The organism is Nonomuraea sp. NPDC004702 (genome assembly GCF_053601695.1).
This window is the reverse complement of record NZ_JBSGCE010000001.1, coordinates 80299-97519: the sequence shown is the minus strand read 5'-3', so window position 1 is coordinate 97519 and position 17221 is coordinate 80299. Positions and strand designations below refer to the sequence as shown.

Annotated in this window: 17 protein-coding genes; 13 read left to right on the top strand and 4 right to left on the bottom strand. The window is 70.3% G+C overall.

Annotated elements, in window-relative coordinates; genetic code table 11:
• Positions 1-78 precede the first annotated feature (78 nt).
• The 6 genes from ngcE to ACWEJ6_RS00450 all read left to right on the top strand — a co-directional run bounded on the left by ngcE (position 79) and on the right by ACWEJ6_RS00450 (position 5420).
• Positions 79-1527 (top strand): N-acetylglucosamine/diacetylchitobiose ABC transporter substrate-binding protein, encoded by a 1449-nt coding sequence (gene ngcE / locus ACWEJ6_RS00475; RefSeq protein WP_358288139.1) that lies wholly within the window; start codon positions 79-81, stop codon positions 1525-1527.
• 4 nt (positions 1528-1531) lie between these two features.
• On the top strand, positions 1532-2449 hold the full coding sequence (locus ACWEJ6_RS00470; protein ID WP_452420298.1) for a carbohydrate ABC transporter permease: 918 nt from the start codon (positions 1532-1534) through the stop codon (positions 2447-2449).
• The gene (locus tag ACWEJ6_RS00465; RefSeq protein ID WP_452420296.1) at positions 2449-3303 is read left to right on the top strand and encodes a carbohydrate ABC transporter permease; all 855 of its coding nucleotides are present in this window, start codon (positions 2449-2451) and stop codon (positions 3301-3303) included. The genes ACWEJ6_RS00470 and ACWEJ6_RS00465 overlap by 1 nt, the downstream gene beginning before the upstream one ends.
• An 81-nt stretch (positions 3304-3384) precedes the next feature.
• Positions 3385-3930 carry a superoxide dismutase family protein gene (locus tag ACWEJ6_RS00460; RefSeq protein WP_364329975.1) on the top strand — a complete coding sequence of 182 codons (546 nt, stop codon included), beginning with the start codon at positions 3385-3387 and terminating at the stop codon, positions 3928-3930.
• A 48-nt stretch (positions 3931-3978) separates the two neighbouring features.
• A complete protein-coding gene (locus tag ACWEJ6_RS00455; protein WP_452420294.1) occupies positions 3979-5085 on the top strand; it encodes a low temperature requirement protein A in 1107 nt (368 codons plus the stop codon).
• A complete protein-coding gene (locus ACWEJ6_RS00450; RefSeq protein WP_452420292.1) occupies positions 5082-5420 on the top strand; it encodes a nuclear transport factor 2 family protein in 339 nt (112 codons plus the stop codon). Before ACWEJ6_RS00455 ends, ACWEJ6_RS00450 begins: the two co-directional genes overlap by 4 nt.
• On the opposite strand, the gene ACWEJ6_RS00445 is transcribed toward ACWEJ6_RS00450, so the two are convergent.
• The 4 genes from ACWEJ6_RS00445 to ACWEJ6_RS00430 all read right to left on the bottom strand — a co-directional run bounded on the left by ACWEJ6_RS00445 (position 5413) and on the right by ACWEJ6_RS00430 (position 8063).
• Complete coding sequence (locus ACWEJ6_RS00445; protein ID WP_452420290.1) at positions 5413-5778, bottom strand: hypothetical protein; 366 nt, start codon at positions 5776-5778, stop codon at positions 5413-5415. The genes ACWEJ6_RS00450 and ACWEJ6_RS00445 overlap by 8 nt on opposite strands.
• Positions 5775-6323: a MarR family winged helix-turn-helix transcriptional regulator gene (locus tag ACWEJ6_RS00440; RefSeq protein ID WP_452420288.1), complete on the bottom strand. Its 549-nt coding sequence runs from the start codon at positions 6321-6323 to the stop codon at positions 5775-5777. Before ACWEJ6_RS00440 ends, ACWEJ6_RS00445 begins: the two co-directional genes overlap by 4 nt.
• A gap of 64 nt (positions 6324-6387) precedes the next feature.
• Entirely contained in the window at positions 6388-7359 is a 972-nt protein-coding gene (locus ACWEJ6_RS00435; RefSeq protein WP_452420286.1) for a pirin family protein, read from the bottom strand.
• A gap of 65 nt (positions 7360-7424) precedes the next feature.
• The gene (locus ACWEJ6_RS00430; RefSeq protein WP_352326109.1) at positions 7425-8063 is read right to left on the bottom strand and encodes a GntR family transcriptional regulator; all 639 of its coding nucleotides are present in this window, start codon (positions 8061-8063) and stop codon (positions 7425-7427) included.
• 112 nt (positions 8064-8175) lie between these two features.
• Here ACWEJ6_RS00430 and ACWEJ6_RS00425 point away from each other — a divergent pair, with 112 nt between their 5' ends.
• From ACWEJ6_RS00425 to ACWEJ6_RS00395, 7 genes are read left to right on the top strand one after another with little or no spacing between them, the layout of a single operon-like run.
• Positions 8176-10122, top strand: a complete 1947-nt coding sequence (locus ACWEJ6_RS00425) for a beta-galactosidase (protein WP_452420284.1) — start codon at positions 8176-8178, stop codon at positions 10120-10122.
• Positions 10119-11450 (top strand): aminomethyl-transferring glycine dehydrogenase subunit GcvPA, encoded by a 1332-nt coding sequence (gcvPA, locus tag ACWEJ6_RS00420; protein ID WP_452420282.1) that lies wholly within the window; start codon positions 10119-10121, stop codon positions 11448-11450. Before ACWEJ6_RS00425 ends, gcvPA begins: the two co-directional genes overlap by 4 nt.
• Complete coding sequence (gene gcvPB, locus ACWEJ6_RS00415) at positions 11447-13003, top strand: aminomethyl-transferring glycine dehydrogenase subunit GcvPB (RefSeq protein WP_452420280.1); 1557 nt, start codon at positions 11447-11449, stop codon at positions 13001-13003. Before gcvPA ends, gcvPB begins: the two co-directional genes overlap by 4 nt.
• Positions 13004-13006: 3 nt before the next feature.
• Positions 13007-14203: an ATP-NAD kinase family protein gene (locus tag ACWEJ6_RS00410; RefSeq protein WP_452420278.1), complete on the top strand. Its 1197-nt coding sequence runs from the start codon at positions 13007-13009 to the stop codon at positions 14201-14203.
• Positions 14200-14955: an SDR family NAD(P)-dependent oxidoreductase gene (locus ACWEJ6_RS00405; RefSeq protein WP_452420276.1), complete on the top strand. Its 756-nt coding sequence runs from the start codon at positions 14200-14202 to the stop codon at positions 14953-14955. The genes ACWEJ6_RS00410 and ACWEJ6_RS00405 overlap by 4 nt, the downstream gene beginning before the upstream one ends.
• A gap of 33 nt (positions 14956-14988) precedes the next feature.
• A complete protein-coding gene (locus tag ACWEJ6_RS00400) occupies positions 14989-16278 on the top strand; it encodes an ABC transporter substrate-binding protein (protein WP_452420274.1) in 1290 nt (429 codons plus the stop codon).
• 3 nt (positions 16279-16281) lie between these two features.
• Complete coding sequence (locus ACWEJ6_RS00395; RefSeq protein ID WP_358288100.1) at positions 16282-17211, top strand: carbohydrate ABC transporter permease; 930 nt, start codon at positions 16282-16284, stop codon at positions 17209-17211.
• The last annotated feature ends 10 nt before the right edge of the window (positions 17212-17221 follow it).

Here is a 17221-nt window from a genome sequence, read left to right as displayed (position 1 = left end):
ACGCGTGTCGGCGGGCGTTCGTACGTTCGGGCAAACGTTTAGGAAACTTTCCTAACTGAATCCTCTTCGGGAGCCCCCATGACCCACCCGGGCGAGATCACTCGGCGTCAGCTGCTCCGCCGCATCGGCCTGACCGCGCTCGTGGCCGGGCCCGGCGCGAGCCTGCTGAGCGCCTGCGCGACCAGCGGCGGTGGCGGCGACCAGCCCTCGGCGGCGCCCGCCACGTCGATCGCGGCGTCGGCGGACCCCAAGAACCCCTTCGGCGTCGACGTCAAGAAGCCGCTCGAAGTGGTCATCTTCAGCGGCGGCTACGGCGACTCCTACGCCAAGGACCTGCACGAAGAGCTGTACAAGAAGGCCCACGCCGGCGTCACGGTCAAGCACACCGCCACCCAGCAGATCGGCACCCAGCTCCGGCCGCGCATCGTCGGCAACGACATGCCCGACGTGATCAACAACTCCGGCCCCGAGGCGCTCGACCTGGCCGCGCTGGCCGCCGAGGGCCACCTGGCCGACCTGACCCCGCTCTACGACGCGCCCTCCTTCGACGACCCGTCCAAGAAGGTCCGCGACACGATCACGCCCCTCGTGCTGCAGAACGGCAAGCTCGACGGCAAGGACCTGGTGCTCAACTACACCGTCTCCCACCGGGCGCTGTGGTACAACGCCAAGCTGTTCGCCGCCAAGGGCTGGAGCGTGCCGAAGACCTGGGCCGAGTTCACCGCGCTCGGCGAGACGGCCAAGAAGGAAGGCGTCGTGCTCTTCGCCTATCCCGGCAAGAAGGGCCCGTACTACCAGCTCTGGAACGTCCTCTACACGGCCGCCAAGATCGGCGGCAACCAGGTCATCATCGACATCGACAACCTCGTGGACAACGCCTGGAAGAGCGAGGCGGTCAAGCAGGCGGTCACCGCCTGGCTGGACGTCCAGCAGAAGTACGGCGACAAGGCGTACCTGGGCCTCGACCACACCCAGACCCAGGTCAAGCAGCTGCAGAACAAGGTGCTGTTCTACCCGTGCGGCTCCTGGCTGGAGAACGAGATGACCAAGGACATCCCGCTCGACTTCGAGTACGCCCTGGCCCCCATCCCCGACGTCACCGCCTCCGACAAGATGCCGTACGGCGCGATCCAGGTCGGCGTGGGCGAGAACTTCGTCGTCGCGGCGAAGGGCAAGAACCCGCAGGGCGGCCTGGAGTACCTGCGGATCATGTTGTCGAAGGAGGGCGCGGCGGGCTTCACCAAGAAGACCAACAACCTCACGGTGGTGACCGGCGCCGCCGACAGCTCCGAGTTCCCGCCCGGCCTGGTCAGCGCCGCCAAGGCGCAGGAGGCGGCCGGCGAGAACATCATCACCGACGCCCGGTTCGAGGGCTGGTACAAGGAGCTGTTCGACTACGGCTGGGAGCAGACCAACGTCCTGATGTCCGGCCGCATCACCCCCGACGAGTTCTGCGAGCGCATGCAGAAGAAGGCCGACGACGTCAAGAAGGACGACTCCGTCACCAAGCAGACGCGGAGCGCCTGAGCACATGGAGCGGTTGCGCAAGTACGGATTCGTCATCGGGTTCCTGGCCGTCCCGGTCACGCTTTACACGGTCTTCGTGATCAGCCCATATGTGCAGGCTTTCCAGCTCTCGCTGACGAGCTGGAACGGCGTCAGCTCGGTCGTCCGATACGTGGGGCTGGACAATTTCGGCCGGTTGTTCGAGGACGACAATTTCTGGCAGGCCCTGCGCAATCACGGAATTCTCCTGCTGGTGCTGCCGCTCCTGACCATCGTCATCGCCTTGTTCCTGTCGTTCCTGCTGAATCTCGGCGGCGGCACCCGCGGCGCGGGAATGCGCGGGGTGTGGGGGTCGAATTTCTACCGGGTGGTGTTCTTCTTCCCCCAGGTTCTCGCCGTGGCCGTGGTCGGCGTGCTGTTCCAGGCCATCTACCGTCCCGACGAGGACGGTGTGATCAACGGCACGCTGGCCAGGCTCGGGCTGTCCGAGCCGATCGGCTGGCTCACCGAGCCGGGCCTCGCGCTCTGGTCGATCATCGCGGTGATGGTCTGGCAGGCGGTCGGCTTCTACGTGGTGCTGTTCTCCGCGGGCATGGCCGCCATCCCCAAGGACTACTTCGAGGCCGCCTCGATCGACGGGGCCGGCCGGGTGCGGCTGTTCTTCTCCATCACGCTGCCGCTGCTGCGCGACACCCTCCAGGTCGGCTGGATCTACCTGGGGATCGCCGCCTTCGACGGCTTCGCGCTGATCCAGGTGCTGGCGGGCGACCGGGGCGAGCCCGACGGGGCCACCACCATCCTGCCCATCACCATCTACAAGACCGCCTTCGACTACCACAAGATCGGCTACGCCTCGGCGATGGGCGTGGTGCTGTTCTTCCTGACCGTGACGTTCGCCGTGCTGACGCTCCGCACGACCAGGCGTGAAAGGGTTGAGCTCTGATGGCTTCGCGTGGAGCGGGCAGGCCGCGGCCCGGCGTGCTGAGCGGGCTCTCCCATGTCGCCCTGGCCGTCTGGGCCCTGCTGATCATCCTGCCGCTGTTGTGGACGTTCCTGGCCTCGTTCAAGAGCAACACCGAGATCTTCGGCGACCCGCTCCAGCTCCCCGGGGCGCTGCGGCTGGACGCCTGGGGCCGGGCCTGGGACAAGGCGCACGTCGGGCAGTACATGCTCAACACGGTCATCGTCGTGTTCTTCGGCACGGCGGGCACGATGCTGTTCGGCTCGATGGCGGCGTACGTGCTGGCCCGCTACAAGTTCGTCGGCGGCAAGCTGATCTACTACTACTTCGTCGCCGGGCTCGCCTTCCCCATCTTCCTGGCGCTCGGGCCGCTGTTCTTCGTCGTCAAGCAGTTCGGGCTGCTCGACTCGCACATCGGCCTGATCATCGTCTACATCGCGTACTCGCTGCCCTTCACGATCTTCTTCCTGGCCGCGTTCTTCCGCACCCTGCCCGAGGCGGTCGCCGAGGCGGCGCTGATCGACGGCGCCTCGCACACCAGGACGTTCTTCCAGATCATGGTGCCGATGGCCAAGCCCGGCCTGGTCAGCATCACGATCTTCAACGTGCTGGGGCAGTGGAACCAGTACCTGCTGCCCCTGGCGCTCATGGGCGGCGCGCCGGACAAGTGGCCGCTCACGCTCGGCATCGCCCGGATCTCCACCAGGGCCGGCTACGAGGCGGACTGGCCGGGCCTGTTCGCCGCGCTCAGTATGACGATCCTGCCGGTGATGGTGGTCTACATCATCTTTCAGCGGCAGATCCAGTCCGGGCTCAGCTCGGGGGCGCTGAAGTGAGTTTCGCCGAACACGGCGTGTAGCCGTACGGCTACTCGTTAGAGTGAGGGGCCTTCCGCCAGCACACCCGGAGGGTCCCTCATGCGCGTGCCCGCACTCCTGCTCGTCCTGTTCACGGCCGCCGCCTGCGCCGGGCCGCCGGCGCCGCTCCAGGAGGTCACCAAGCCGAGCCCGCCGGGCGTGCCCGAGCTGAGCGGCGGCGGTGAGTTCACCTCCGGCGACACCGCGGCGATCGCCTACGACCGCCGCCTGGCCCCCGAGGGCGCGCAGGCCAGCCTCACGGCCGAGTCCACCGGCGGCGAGACCCGCACCTCGCTGGTCGTGGAGGGCTTCCTACCCCGCCACCACTACGGCGCCCACCTGCACACCGCGCCCTGCGGCGCCGACCCCGACGCCGCGGGCGGCCACTACCAGCACAACCCCGGCCACGCCGACCCGGCCAGCGAGATCTGGCTCGACGTCACCACCGACGGGTCGGGCGCGGGCCGTTCGACGGCCCGCCATCCCTGGAGCCTCGACCCCGCCGCCCTGCCGAAGTCGCTGGTCATCCACGCCAAGGCCACGAAGAAGAGCGGCGCCCACGCGGGCGAGGCGGGCCCTCGGGTGGCCTGCCTGACGCTGCACTAGCCGAAAGGCGTGCATAATTACACAATTACATATTGTGGAGGTCCCGCGTTGACTAGCCGCCAGTGGCAGCCGCCCCGTTTACGGTTGTTCGAGCAGGTGCACCGCCGGGCCACCTGGCTGGAGCTACTCTACGACCTCGTCTTCGTCGTCGCGGTCGCCGAGCTGGCCGACGTGCTCGCCGGCGGGGCCGACGCCGGTCGCGTCCTCACCTTCGTCGGCCTGTTCGTGCCGGTCTGGTGGTCCTGGGCGGGTTACGTCTTCTACGCCAACCGGTTCGACACCGACGACGTCAGCCACCGCCTGCTCGCGCTGCCGCAGATCCTCGCGGTGGCCACGATGGCGGCCAGCGTCAGCGACATCGAGCAACGTTCGGCCCTGTTCGCGATCTCCTACGCCGCGGCCCGGATCCTGCTGGTCGTCGCCTACCTCAGAGCCGGCCGGCACGTCCCCGAGGCCAGGCCGCTCACCGTGCGGTACGCGGCCGGGTTCAGCGTCGCCGCGGTCATCTGGCTGGCCTCCCTCGCCGTCGATCCGCCGCAGCGGTACGCCTTGTGGGCAGTGGCGCTGGTGATCGACCTGGCCACCCCGCTGCTCAGTCGCGGCCACCAGAGCCGGCTCCCGCCGCAGAGCGAGCACCTGCCGGAGCGGTTCGGGCTGTTCGTCGTGATCGTGCTCGGCGAGGTGGTCGCCGCCGTGGTCACCGGGCTCAAGGGGCACGAGGTCACCCCGTCCGTGCTGCTGGTCGCGCTGGCCGGGGTGGCCATCGCGATGGCCTTCTGGTGGTTGTACTTCGACCACGTCGACGAGTCCGTCGTGCTGCGCACCAAGCTGGCCGGGCAGGTGTGGGTGTACTCGCACCTGCCGCTGTCGATGGGCCTGGTGGCCTTCGGCATCGGGATCGAGCACGCGATCATGCACCCGTCGGGGGCGAGCTGGGCCGTCGGGGTGCCGGCCGCCGTGGTCTTCGCCGTGCTCGGCCTTCAGCACCTGTGCTCGGCCGACCGCCGGGCGGGTGCCGTCCGGCTGGCCGCCGCCGTGCTCGCCCTCGCCTCCTCGGCGCTGCCCGTCGCGGCGGCGCTCCCGCTCCTGCTGTTGTACGGCGCCGCACAGGTGGGCTACGACCTGCTGCGCCCCTCCCCGGAAGGCACACCGTGACCCATGAAGTGACCCAGGACGTGTTCGACCGCCAGCTCGCCGCCATCGCCGACGGCGACCTGGCGGCGCTGCTCGCCCAGTACCACGACGAGGCGGTGGTCGTCCGGTTCGACCGGGCGGCCAGGGGCGCCGCGGAGATCCGCGAGCTGTTCACCGGCTACCTGGCGGCCGGGCCGCGGGTGGAGGAGATCACGTCGCTGCGCGTCGAGGACGACGTGATCTTCTACAACGCGGTCATGACCGTGGGCGGGAACCGGGTCACCACGTTCGGGACGCTGGTCGTCAGGGACGGCAGGATCTGGCGCCAGACCGCCGCCGCCCTGCCGCTCACCTGATCGCCGCCGCCATCGGCTGCCAGGGCGCGGCGTCGAAGATCAGCATGATGGTCCGGATCCGCCCGTCGGGGCCGAGTTTGAAGTGCTCGGCCGTGCGCTGCGTGCCGGCCGGTGTGGCGGTGTGCAGGTCGTAGACGAGGGTCGCCTCCGACTCGCCGTACAGCTCGCTGATCAGGTCGACGCCGGTCACCACGCTCACCAGGGCCTCGATGCCGGCCAGGTGACCGGCGGGGTCGGAGGAGGAGACGAACGGGCTCCTGAAGGAGAAGTCCTCGCCGATCAACGCCGCCGCGGCCGGCACGTCGCCGCGGAGCCTGGCCTCGTGGTAGGCCCTGACCACCTCGCGGGTGCCCGTCATCGCCCCTCCAGGTGTGCCGCGAGCCGCTGCTCGTTGTCGGCCAGCCGCAGGCACAGGTGCCGCAGCATGGTCAGGTCCGCGGCCGAGAAGCCCCGGAACATCGCCCGCATCGCCATCTGCGACGGCGTGCGGAACGCCTCGATCCACGCCCGGCCCTCGTCGGTGATCACGGCCAGCACCGAGCGCCGGTCGCGGCTGTCCTGGACCCGCCGCGCCAGGCCGTCACGCTCCAGGGTGTCCACCAGGCCGGTCACGTTGCGCGAGCTGACCCCGGCGGCCTGGGCCAGGTCGCCGATGCTGATGCCGGCGCCGGCGCCCGCCGCGCCGAGGCGCAGCAGGACGTCCATCGCGCCCGAGCTGAGCCCGCGGCCCTCGCTGCCGTGCGCGCGCATGCGCTCGACCGCCTGGTACGCCGTCCGCACGGCGGCGGCCGCCTCGAAGGCCGCGGTGTCGCCGCCGCCGGCGAACTCGCTCATGGCCGCCCTGGCCCGCGGGTCGAAGAGGGAGCCGTCCGGCTCCTGGTCAAATTTATGTACGTCCTTCACAATGAATGTCTACCAGAAAAAGCGAAGGCCCGTGCGGAACGCACGGGCCTTCGCGGCAGGACGGTCAGGAGTGGGCGTGCTCGGCCGGGATCGTGCCGAGGCGGCCCGCCTGGAAGTCCTCGAACGCCTGGACCAGCTCGGCGCGGGTGTTCATGACGAACGGTCCGTGGTGGGCCACCGGCTCACCGATCGGCTCGCCGCCCAGCACGATCACGTCGAGGGTGTCCTTGGCCTCGATCGTGATGGTCTCGCCCAGGGTGGTCAGGCCCGGCCGGTTGCCGAAGCCGTCGAAGACCGCGAGCTGCCCGCTGTTCAGCGGACGCCGCTCGGCGCCGACCGTGCCGCGGCCGGAGAGGGCGTACACCAGGGCGTTGTAGTCCTTGCGCCAGGGCAGGGTCAGTCGCGCGCCCGGGGTGACAGTGGCGTGCAGCAGCGTGATCGGCGTCTGCGTGCTGCCCGGACCGGTGTTCCCGGCCAGCTCGCCGGCGATCAGCCGGACCAGCGCGCCGCCGTCGTGGCTGCTCAGCAGCGCGACGCTGGACCGCCCGATGTCCTGGTACTTCGGCGCGATCATCTTCTTGGCGCCCGGCAGGTTGACCCAGAGCTGGATGCCGTGGAACAGCCCGCCCTTCTGCACGAGCCACTCCGGCGGCGCCTCCTTGTGCAGGATGCCGGAGGCGGCCGTCATCCACTGGGTGTCGCCGTTGCTGATCGTGCCGCCGCCGCCGTTGGAGTCGAGGTGCTCCATGACGCCGTCGATCATGTACGTGACGGTCTCGAAGCCGCGGTGCGGATGCCAGGGCGTGCCCTTGGGCTCGCCGGCGGCGTAGTCGATCTCGCCCATCTGGTCCATCATCACGAACGGGTCGAGGTATTCGAGCTTGATCGCCGCCAGGGCGCGGCGCACGGGGAAGCCCTCGCCCTCGAACCCGCTGGGCGCGGTCTCGACGGCGAGCACCTTCCGCTCGGGAACCCCCGCCACGGGCGCGGGCACGCGGGGGAGGGTGAGCGGGTTCTCAACGGTTACGGCGGGCATGTCGCGCTCCTTCCAGCGGGATCTGCCCCATGCAACCAAGTTGAGATTTCAACTATTCCGTCGCGTCACGGGATGCGGGACATCATCCGCTCCATGCCGTTGATCCAATTGTCGCGCAGCGCCTGGACGGCCTTGGCCGGCTCGTCGGCCAGCAGGAACTCGGCGATGCGGCGGTGCTCGGCGGCCTCGCGCTCCAGGGGCGCGTCGTCGCCGGCGATCAGGTGCGCGTAGCGGCGCATGCCGGCCTTGACGCTGGTGATGAGGTCGAGCAGGCGCTCGTTGCGGCAGCCGCTCAGCAGCAGGTCGTGCCACTCGTCGTCGTGGCGCTCGATGACCTGCTGCTCGGCCACGTTGTCGGGGAAGTCCTGGGCCAGCTTGAGCAGGTCGGGGGCGATCGAGCGCAGGTGGGCCGGGTCGGAGCAGTCGAGGGCCAGCGACTCCAGGGCGGCCACGATCTCGCACAGCTCGCGGAACTCGCGCCGGCTCACCGGGGCGAACCGGAAACCGCGCCCCTGGTTGCTCTCCAGCACGCCTTCGCCCGCCAGCGTGATCAGCGCCTCGCGCAGGGGAGTGCGGCTGACGCCCAGGTCGGCGGCGAGGGAGGCCTCGTTGATGTCGGTGCCGGCGGCGAAGTCGCCCCGGTCGAGCCGGCTCAGCAGCTCTTCCCTGATCTGCTCACGCAACGGTCGCCGCTCGATCGGCATGGGGGACTCCCTCTCGTTCAGGACAACCGAATCTTAACCCTTGACGTGATGCAAAATACTGCACTATGAATTCGGCATACAAAATATTACATTGCATGATCGAGGAGTTCGAGTGGGGCTGACCCGGATACCGGGGCTGCTGTTCGGCGGAGACTACAACCCCGAGCAGTGGCCGGAGGAGGTGTGGGCCGAGGACGCGCGGCTCATGGCCGAGGCCGGGGTCAACATGGCGACCGTCGCGGTGTTCTCCTGGTCGCGCCTGGAGCCCGAGCGCGGGGTCTACGACTTCGGGTGGCTCGACCGGGTCATCGACCTGCTGCACGAGCACGGCATCGCCGCCGACCTGGCCACCGCGACCGCGACGCCGCCGCCCTGGCTGGTGCGCGAGCACCCCGAGATGCTGCCGGTCAACGCCGACGGCGTGCGGCTGGAGTTCGGCTCCCGGCAGGGCTACTGCCCGAGCTCGCCGGTCTACCGCGAGCACGCCGTACGGATGGCCACCGCGATGGCCGAGCGCTACGGCGACCACCCGGCGCTGGCCATGTGGCACATCGGCAACGAGTACGCCGACCACACGCTGGAGTGCTTCTGCCCCGAGTCCGCCGCCCACTTCCGCCGCTGGCTGGAAGAGCGGTACGCGACCGTCGGCGGCCTCAACGCCGCCTGGGGCACCTCCTGCTGGGGTCAGCACTACACGTCCTTCGGCCAGGTCGAGCCGCCCAGGACGGCCCCGGGCCCGGTCAACCCCGCCCAGGTGCTCGACTGGCGGCGCTTCTGCAGCGACGCCCTCCTGGAGCTGTTCCTGGCCGAGAAGGCGGCGCTGCGCGCGATCACGCCGGACGTCCCGGTCACCACGAACTTCATGAGCATCCTGCACGGCCTCGACTACTGGAAGTGGGCCGCGGCCGAGGACCTGGTGAGCGACGACGCCTACCCCGACCCGGCCGACCCGACCTCGCACGTGCAGGTGGCGCTCAGCTACGACCTCATGCGCTCGCTGCGGCAGGGGCCCTGGCTGCTGCTGGAGTCCGCGCCGTCCGCGGTGTCCTGGCGCGAGGTGAACGTCCCCAAGCCGCCCGGCATGATGCGCCTGCACAGCCTCCAGGCGCTCGCCCACGGCTCCGACGGCGTGATGTTCTTCCAGTGGCGGCAGGCCAAGTACGGCCCCGAGAAGTTCCACTCGGCGATGCTGCCGCACGGCGGGACGCGTACCCGCGGCTGGCGGGACACCCTGGCGCTCGGCGCCGACCTGCGGCGGTTGTCGGAGGTCGCGGGCAGTGACACCCGCGCCCAGGTCGCACTGGTGCTCGACTGGCCGAGCTGGTGGGCCCTGGAGGCCCCCGAGTCCATGCCGTCCAACCGGCTCAGGCTCAAGGAGCTGCTGCTCGCCTGGTACGCCCCGCTGCACGCCAGGGGCATCGCGGTCGACCTGGTGCCGCCCGGCCGAGACCTGTCGCCGTACGAGCTGGTCATCGCCCCGAACCTGTACATGTGCACCGCCGAGCAGGCCAAGGCGCTGGAGGCGTACCAGGGCAGGCTCGTCGTGGGCCCGTTCAGCGGCGTCGTGGACGAGAGCGACCAGGTGCACGAGGGCGGCGCGCCCGGCCCGCTGGCCGGCCTGCTCGGCATCGCCGTGGAGGAGTTCTGGCCGCTCGCCGACGGGGACGTCCAGCGCACCGGCCTGGGCGAGGCCCGCACCTGGGCCGAGTGGATCAGGCTGGAGGGCGCCGAGCCCGTCGCCCTGTTCGAGGGCGGCGACCTGGACGGACTGCCCGCCGTCACCCGCAAGGGCACGGCCACCTACGTCGGCTGCCTGCTCGACGACGTGACGCCGGTGCTGGAGCCGCTGCTGGACGGCATCGACCGCATCGACGTGCCGCAGGGCGTGGAGGCCGTCAGGAGGGGCGGCCACCTGTTCCTCCTCAACCACACCACCGCCCCGCAGCCGGTCACGCTCCCGCACCCGGGGACGGACCTGCTCACCGGGGCCGAACTGCGGGGCGGCATCGAGCTGGCCCCGCGCGACGCCGTCGTGCTCAGGATCGAAGGAGACAAGTGACGCACCCGTACATACCCAACGCCGAGCCGGGCGTACGAGCCGAGATGCTCGCGGCGGTCGGCGCGTCGAGCGTCGACGAGTTCTACGCCGACATCCCCGCGGAGCTGCGGCTCGACCGGCCCCTCGACCTGCCGGCGCCGTTCACCGCCGAGCGCGACCTGGTGCGCCACATGAAGGGGCTGTTCGCCCGGAACACCGACACCGAGGAGGCGCTCAGCTTCCTCGGCCACGGCTGCTACCCGCACCACGTGCCCGCCGTCTGCGACGAGGTCAACTCCAGGAGCGAGTTCCTGACCGCGTACGCGGGCGAGCCGTACGAGGACCACGGCCGCTTCCAGGCCCTGTTCGAGTACGTCAGCATGATGGGCGAGCTGCTGGAGATGGACGTCGTCAACGTCCCCACCTACGACGGCTTCCAGGCCTCGGGCACCGCGCTGCGCATGGCCTGCCGCTACACCAAGCGGTCGAAGGTGCTGGTCACCGGGGCGATCGCCGCCGACAAGCTGAGCAAGCTGCGTGACTTCCTGGCCCCCGACATCACCATCGAGCTCGCCCCGGTGGCCGAGGACGGGCAGATCGGCGAGGTCGCGCTGGACGACTCCTACGCCGCCCTGTACCTGGAGACCCCGAACGTCTACGGCGTCGTCGAGACCCGTGGCCGGGAGCTGGCCGACCACGCGCACGCCGCCGGCGCGCTGCTGGTCGTCAGCGCCGACCCCATCTCCCTGGGCGTGCTGGCCCCGCCCGCCTCCTACGGCGCCGACATCGTCTGCGGCGACATCCAGTCGCTCGGCATCCACCAGAACTACGGCGGCGGCCACGCCGGCTACATCGCCACCCAGGACCACGAGCCGCTGGTCGCCGAGTTCCCCTCGCGCCTGTTCGGCATCGCGCCGACGAAGGTCCCCGGCGAGTACGGCTTCGGCGACGTCTTCTACGACCGCACCTCCTTCGCCCTGCGCGAAGAGGGCAAGGAATGGGTGGGCACGGCCGCGGCCCTGTGGGGCATCACGGCCGGGGTCTACCTCGCGCTCATGGGCCCGCAGGGCATGAAGGAGCTCGGCGAGACCGTCCTGGCCCGCACCCGGTACGCGATGGACGCCCTGGGCCGGTCGGTCACCGTCCGGCACGCGGGCTCGGTGCACTTCCGCGAGTTCGCGATCGAGGTGGCCGACTCCGCGGCGCTGCTCGCCGCGCTGCGAGAGCGCGGCATCTACGGCGGCGTCCCGCTGGACGAGCGCACGGTGCTGGTCTGCGTGACCGAACGCCACACCATCGACGACATCGACCGGCTCGCGGCAGCCGTACAGGAGGTTGTGCAGGCATGAGCGGGCACGGAGCCGAGTCCTTCGCGGAACTGCCGGTGGCGCCCAAGCCGCCGCTGCGCCGCTTCCACCAGGCACGCTGGGACGAGCCGATCATCTTCGAGCTGTCCAGCCCCGGCCGCCGCGGCATAGCCGTGCCCGAGCCGGGCGCGCCGAAGGTCGAGCTGCCCGAGGGCGTCGGCCGGGCCACCCCGCCGAAGCTGCCCGAGATGGCGCAGCCGCACGTGGTGCGGCACTACCTGCGGCTGTCGCAGGAGAACCTGGGCGTCGACCTCAACATCGACATCGGCCAGGGCACCTGCACGATGAAGTACAGCCCGAAGGTCAACGACCAGTTCGCCAACGCGATCGCCGAGCTGCACCCGTTGCAGCACGAGGACACCGTGCAGGGCGTGCTGGAGATCTACTGGCGGCTGGAGCGCATGCTGGCCGAGATCTCCGGCATGTCGCGGGTGTCGCTCCAGCCCGGCTCGGGCTCGGCGGCCATCTACGCCAACATCGCCATGATCAGGGCCTACCACGCCGCCCGCGGCGAGGGCCACCGGGACCAGGTCATCACCACGATGTTCTCGCACCCCTCGAACGCGGCCTGCGCCAAGGTCGCCGGGTACGAGGTCATCACCCTCATGCCGGACGCCAACGGCCTGCCCGACATCGAGGCCCTGCGCGCCGCCGTCGGCCCGCGCACGGCCGCCCTGATGATCACCAACCCCGAGGACACCGGCATCTACAACTCCCGGATCAAGGAGTTCGTGGACCTGGTGCACGAGGTCGGCGGCCTGGCCTGCTACGACCAGGCCAACGCCAACGGCATCCTCGGCATCACCAGGGCCCGCGACGCCGGGTTCGACCTGTGCCACTTCAACCTGCACAAGACGTTCTCCACGCCGCACGCCTGCGGCGGCCCGGCGGCCGGCGCCTGCGGCGTCTCGCCGGAGCTGGAGCCGTTCCTGCCCGGCCCGGTCGTCTCCTTCGACGGCGAGTCCTACGGGCTGGAGACGCCCGCGCGGAGCGTCGGCAAGATCCGGCCGTTCCTCGGCGTCACCCCGAACATCGTGCGCGCCTACGCCTGGATCATGACCCTGGGCGCGAAGGGGCTGCGCGAGGTGGCCGAGACATCGGCGCTGAACAACAACTACCTGATGCACAAGGTGCTGCAGATCCCCGGGGCCTCGGCGCCGTGGAACCAGCGCCGGATCGAGCAGGTCCGCTACTCCTGGCAGGAGCTGTCGGAGGAGACGGGGGTGCACTCGGAGGAGATCGGGGTGCGCGCCGCCGACTTCGGCGTCCACTACTGGACCAGCCACCACCCGTACCTGGTGCCGGAGCCGTTCACGCTGGAGCCGACGGAGTCGTACTCGCGGGAGGACCTGGACGAGTACGCGGCGATCCTGGAGCACGTCGCCTCGGAGGCGCGGCGGGATCCGGAGTTCGTCAAGGGCGCGCCGTACAACCAGACGATCCACAAGATCGACCCGACGCCGCTCGACGACCCCAAGCAGTGGGCGCCGACCTGGCGGGCGTACGTGCGCAAGCACCTGGCCGCGGGCGGCTGAGCCATGACGTCCGGAGGGAACGGCGTGATCGGGCTGGTCGTCAACCCGGTCGCCGGGCTGGGCGGGTCCGTGGGGCTCAAGGGCAGCGACGGCGCCGACGTGCAGCGCGCGGCCCTGGCCAAGGGCGCCGAGCCCAGGGCCGGGCGGCGGGCCGCGCAGGCCGTCGCCACGCTGCTCGCCCGCCGTCCCGGGGCCCGGCTGGTGACCGTGGCGGGGGCGATGGGCGAGGACAGCGCCCGCGCCGCCGCGGTCCCGTACGAGCTGGCGCCCTCCGGCGTCCAGGACGATGGCATGAGCACGGCAGCGACCACGGCCGCGGACACCCGGGCGGCCGTCGCCGCGCTCGCCGGCGTGGACCTGCTGCTGTTCGCCGGCGGCGACGGCACGGCGCGCGACGTGCTCGACGCCGTGCGGGAGCTGGGCGGCCAGGCGCCGCCCGTGCTCGGGATCCCGGCCGGGGTCAAGGTGTACTCGGGGTGCTTCGCGCTCAGCCCGGCCACCGCCGGGTTCGTGGCCGCCGACTTCCTGGCCCGGCCGGACAGCGTCGAGGCCGAGGTGGTCGACCTGGACGAGGAGCGCTACCGCCGCGGGCTCGTCAGCCCCCGGCTCTACGGTAGCCTGCGCGTCCCGGCAGGCCGCGCGGCCCTGTCGGGACGCAAGGCGGGCTCCTCGGACGCGGCTCCGGCCACGGTCGAGGGCATCGCCCGGGAGGTCGCGGCCCGGCTGCGGCCGGGGGCGCGCTACGTGCTCGGTCCCGGCGCCACCACGGCGGCCGTGGGCAGGGAGCTCGGGCTCGCCACCACGCTGCTCGGCGTGGACGTGATCGAGGCCCGCGCGGGCGGTGGCGCCGACCTGGTGGCCGCCGACGTGACCGAGGGGGAGCTGTTCGAGCTGGTACGCGGCCGGGAGACGGTCATCGTGCTGTCGGTGATCGGCGGGCAGGGCTTCGTGCTCGGCCGCGGCAACCAGCAGGTCTCGCCGCGGGTGCTCGACGAGGTGCTCGGTGACGGGTCCGGCGACCGGCTGGTCGTGCTGGCCACCCAGCAGAAGCTGGCCGGGCTCGGCGGACGGCCGCTGCTGGCCGACAGCGGGGACCAGGAACTGGACCGGAAGCTGGCCGGGCACGTACGGGTGATCACCGGATACCGCGAAAGCACGATTTATCGCATTTGTGCGGCAAGTGAGGAGTTCTACGGATGAACAGGCTCGATGGCAAGGTCGCGATCGTCACCGGCGGTGCCTCCGGCATCGGCCGGGCGACGGCGCTGCTCTTCGCCGAGGCGGGCGCCCAGGTCGTCGTCGCCGACATCGACGGCGCCGGGGCCGAGGCGACGGCCAAGGAGATCACGCGGACGGGGGCGGCCGCGGTGGCCGTCCAGGGGGACGTGTCCGCGGAGGAGGACTGCCGGCGCATCACCCGCACGGCCGTGGACACCTACGGCGGCCTGCACGTCCTGTTCAACAACGCGGGCATCATCCGCCGCACCACCGCGCTCGACCTCGACGCCGACGAGTGGGACCGCGTGATGGCGGTCAACGTGCGCTCGGTGTTCCTGATGTGCAAGCACGCCATCCCGCTCATGACCGAGGGCGGCTCGATCGTCAACACGGGCTCCGGCTGGGGCCTCAAGGGCGGCGGGAACGCGATCTCCTACTGCGCCTCCAAGGCAGCCGTCGTCAACATGACCAGGGCGCTGGCGATCGACCACGCCAAGGCCGGGATCCGGGTGAACTCCGTCAACCCCGGCGACACGAACACCCCGATGCTGCGGGACGAGGCCCGTCAGCTCAACGAGGACTGGGCCGCCTTCGAGGCCGACGCCGCCGACCGGCCGATGGGCCGCTCGGGCAGCCCCGAGGAGATCGCCCAGGCCGTCCTCTTCCTGGCGAGCGACGCCGCCAGTTACATCACCGGTTCCGCTCTCGTCGTCGACGGCGGCGGGCTCGCGTAGCCCCAACAGCACCACCCCCCGAAGGAGCCCATCATGAAGCGTGCGCTGGCCGTACTGGGTCTGCTCGCCACCGCCGCCACCGCCTGCAGCGGCGGTGGAGGGAACGTTCCAGGCGTGAGCGGGAACGCCGCCGCAGGGCAGGTCACCATCCGCTGGTCCACGTGGGGATCGGCGGAGGACGTCAAGCTCTACGAGTCCTTCACCAAGGACTTCGAGCAGCGTCACCCCAACATCAAGCTCAAGCTGGAGTCCGTCGCCAAGTACGAGGACTACCACCCCAAACTGCTCGCCCAGCTCACCAGCGGCACGGCTCCCGACGTGTTCTTCGTGGGCGACGACAACATCGGCAAGTTCGTCTCCGCCGGTGTCGTCTCGCCGCTCAACGACCAGCTCGCGGGCCCGGACTCCAAGAGCAAGCCCGAGGACTTCTTCGAGGGCGTGTACGGCGGCGCCAAGAAGGACGGCAAGATCTACGGCGTCCCGAACGACACCAACCCCGAGGTCCTCTGGTACGACAAGAAGGCCCTGAAGGCCGCCGGCATCACCGAGGACCCGGCCACCCTCAACGCGTCCAAGCAGTGGACCATGGCCAAGTACCTGGACATGAACGCCAAGCTCAAGGCCGCGGGCCTGGGCGGGTCCATCTACTGGAACTGGTACGGATCCACGTACTCGGTCGTCTCCGGCTTCGGCGGCAAGGTCTGGGACGGCGGCAAGTTCGTCGCCACCACCGACCCCAAGTCCCGCAAGGCGCTGGAGACCCTGGCCAAGGGCTACCAGGACAAGACGTTCCTGAGCGCGGACGTGCTGCCGGCCAGCAACGGCGCGAACACCCAGTTCATCAAGCACAAGGCGGGCTTCTTCGCCGGTGGCCGCTGGATGATCGACATCGTCAAGAAGGGCGGCGAGCTGGACAACTACGACATCGTCCCGTTCCCGTCCGAGACCGGCGAGCCGATGCCCGGCGCCGTGGCGGCCTCCTACCTGGCGCTCAACAAGGGCACCAAGCAGCCCAAGGAGGCCTTCACCTTCCTGACGGAGTTCGTCAGCAAGGAGGGCCAGCTCCTGCGGCTCAAGAACGGCGGCGCGGTCCCCTCGATCAAGGGCGCCGAGCAGGTCGTGCTGGACGGCAACTACCCCGCGCACGCCCAGACGTTCCTCGACGTGCGGGACACCGGCTTCGCGAACTACCCCGAAGAGGTCGCGGTGCCCGGCCTGACCGCCTCGATCAACGAGCACCTGATGAAGGTCTGGCAGGGCAAGCTCGGCTTCGAGCAGGGCATGACCGAGCTGCAGACCCTCGTCGACGGCAAGCTGGGCTAGCGGATGGCCGTGCTCGCCGGGCCGCGCGGCAAGACCGCCGCGCGGCCCGCCAAGAAGCTGCGCGACCGCGACGGCTGGTGGGCCGCGATCTTCCTCGCGCCGCAGGTCGGCGCGCTGGTGGTGTTCCTGGTGATCCCGCTCGGGTTCGCCGTGGTGCTGGCCTTCATGAACTGGGACGGGCTCGGCGAGAAGTCGTGGGCCGGGCTGTCCAACTTCGCCGCCCAGCTCACCGACCCGCTGTTCGGCCGCGCGGTGTGGAACACGGTCAAGCTGGCGCTGCTGACCGTGCCGTTCGGGCTCGCCCTGGCGGTGCTGATCGCGGTGGCCCTGAACAGCATCAAGGGCAGCAACGTCTACCGGGTCGTGTACTTCATGCCGGTCGTCACCAGCTCGGTGGCCGTCGCCCTGATGTGGCAGGTCATCCTGGCCGGCGACGAGAACGGCGTGCTGAACACCTCGCTCAGGAGCTGGTTCGGCGTCAGCGGCCCCGACTGGCTGCTCGACCCCGGCTGGGTCATCGTGGCGATCGCCGTGGTGACGATCTGGTCCTCGCTCGGCCTCAACGTGGTGATCTTCATGGCCGGGCTGCAGACCATCCCGCCGCAGGTCGTCGAGGCCGCCCGGATCGACGGCGCGAGCTCCTTCCGGATCTTCCGGTCGGTCACGCTGCCGCTGCTGTCGCCCACGATCTTCTTCTCCAGCGTGGTCGCGGTGATCAGCTCGTTCCAGGCGTTCGACCAGATCTACGTGCTGGTGGACCCGAAGGACAACGAGGGCGCGCGCACGATCGTGTATCACATCTTCGATCTCGGCTTCAAGAAGTTCGAGTTCGGGCCGAGCAGCGCGGCCGCCCTGATCCTGCTGGTGCTGACGCTGCTCGTGACGCTGGTCCAGTTCGCCGCGCAGAAGCGCTTCGTCCACTACGACTCGTGAGGCGGTACGC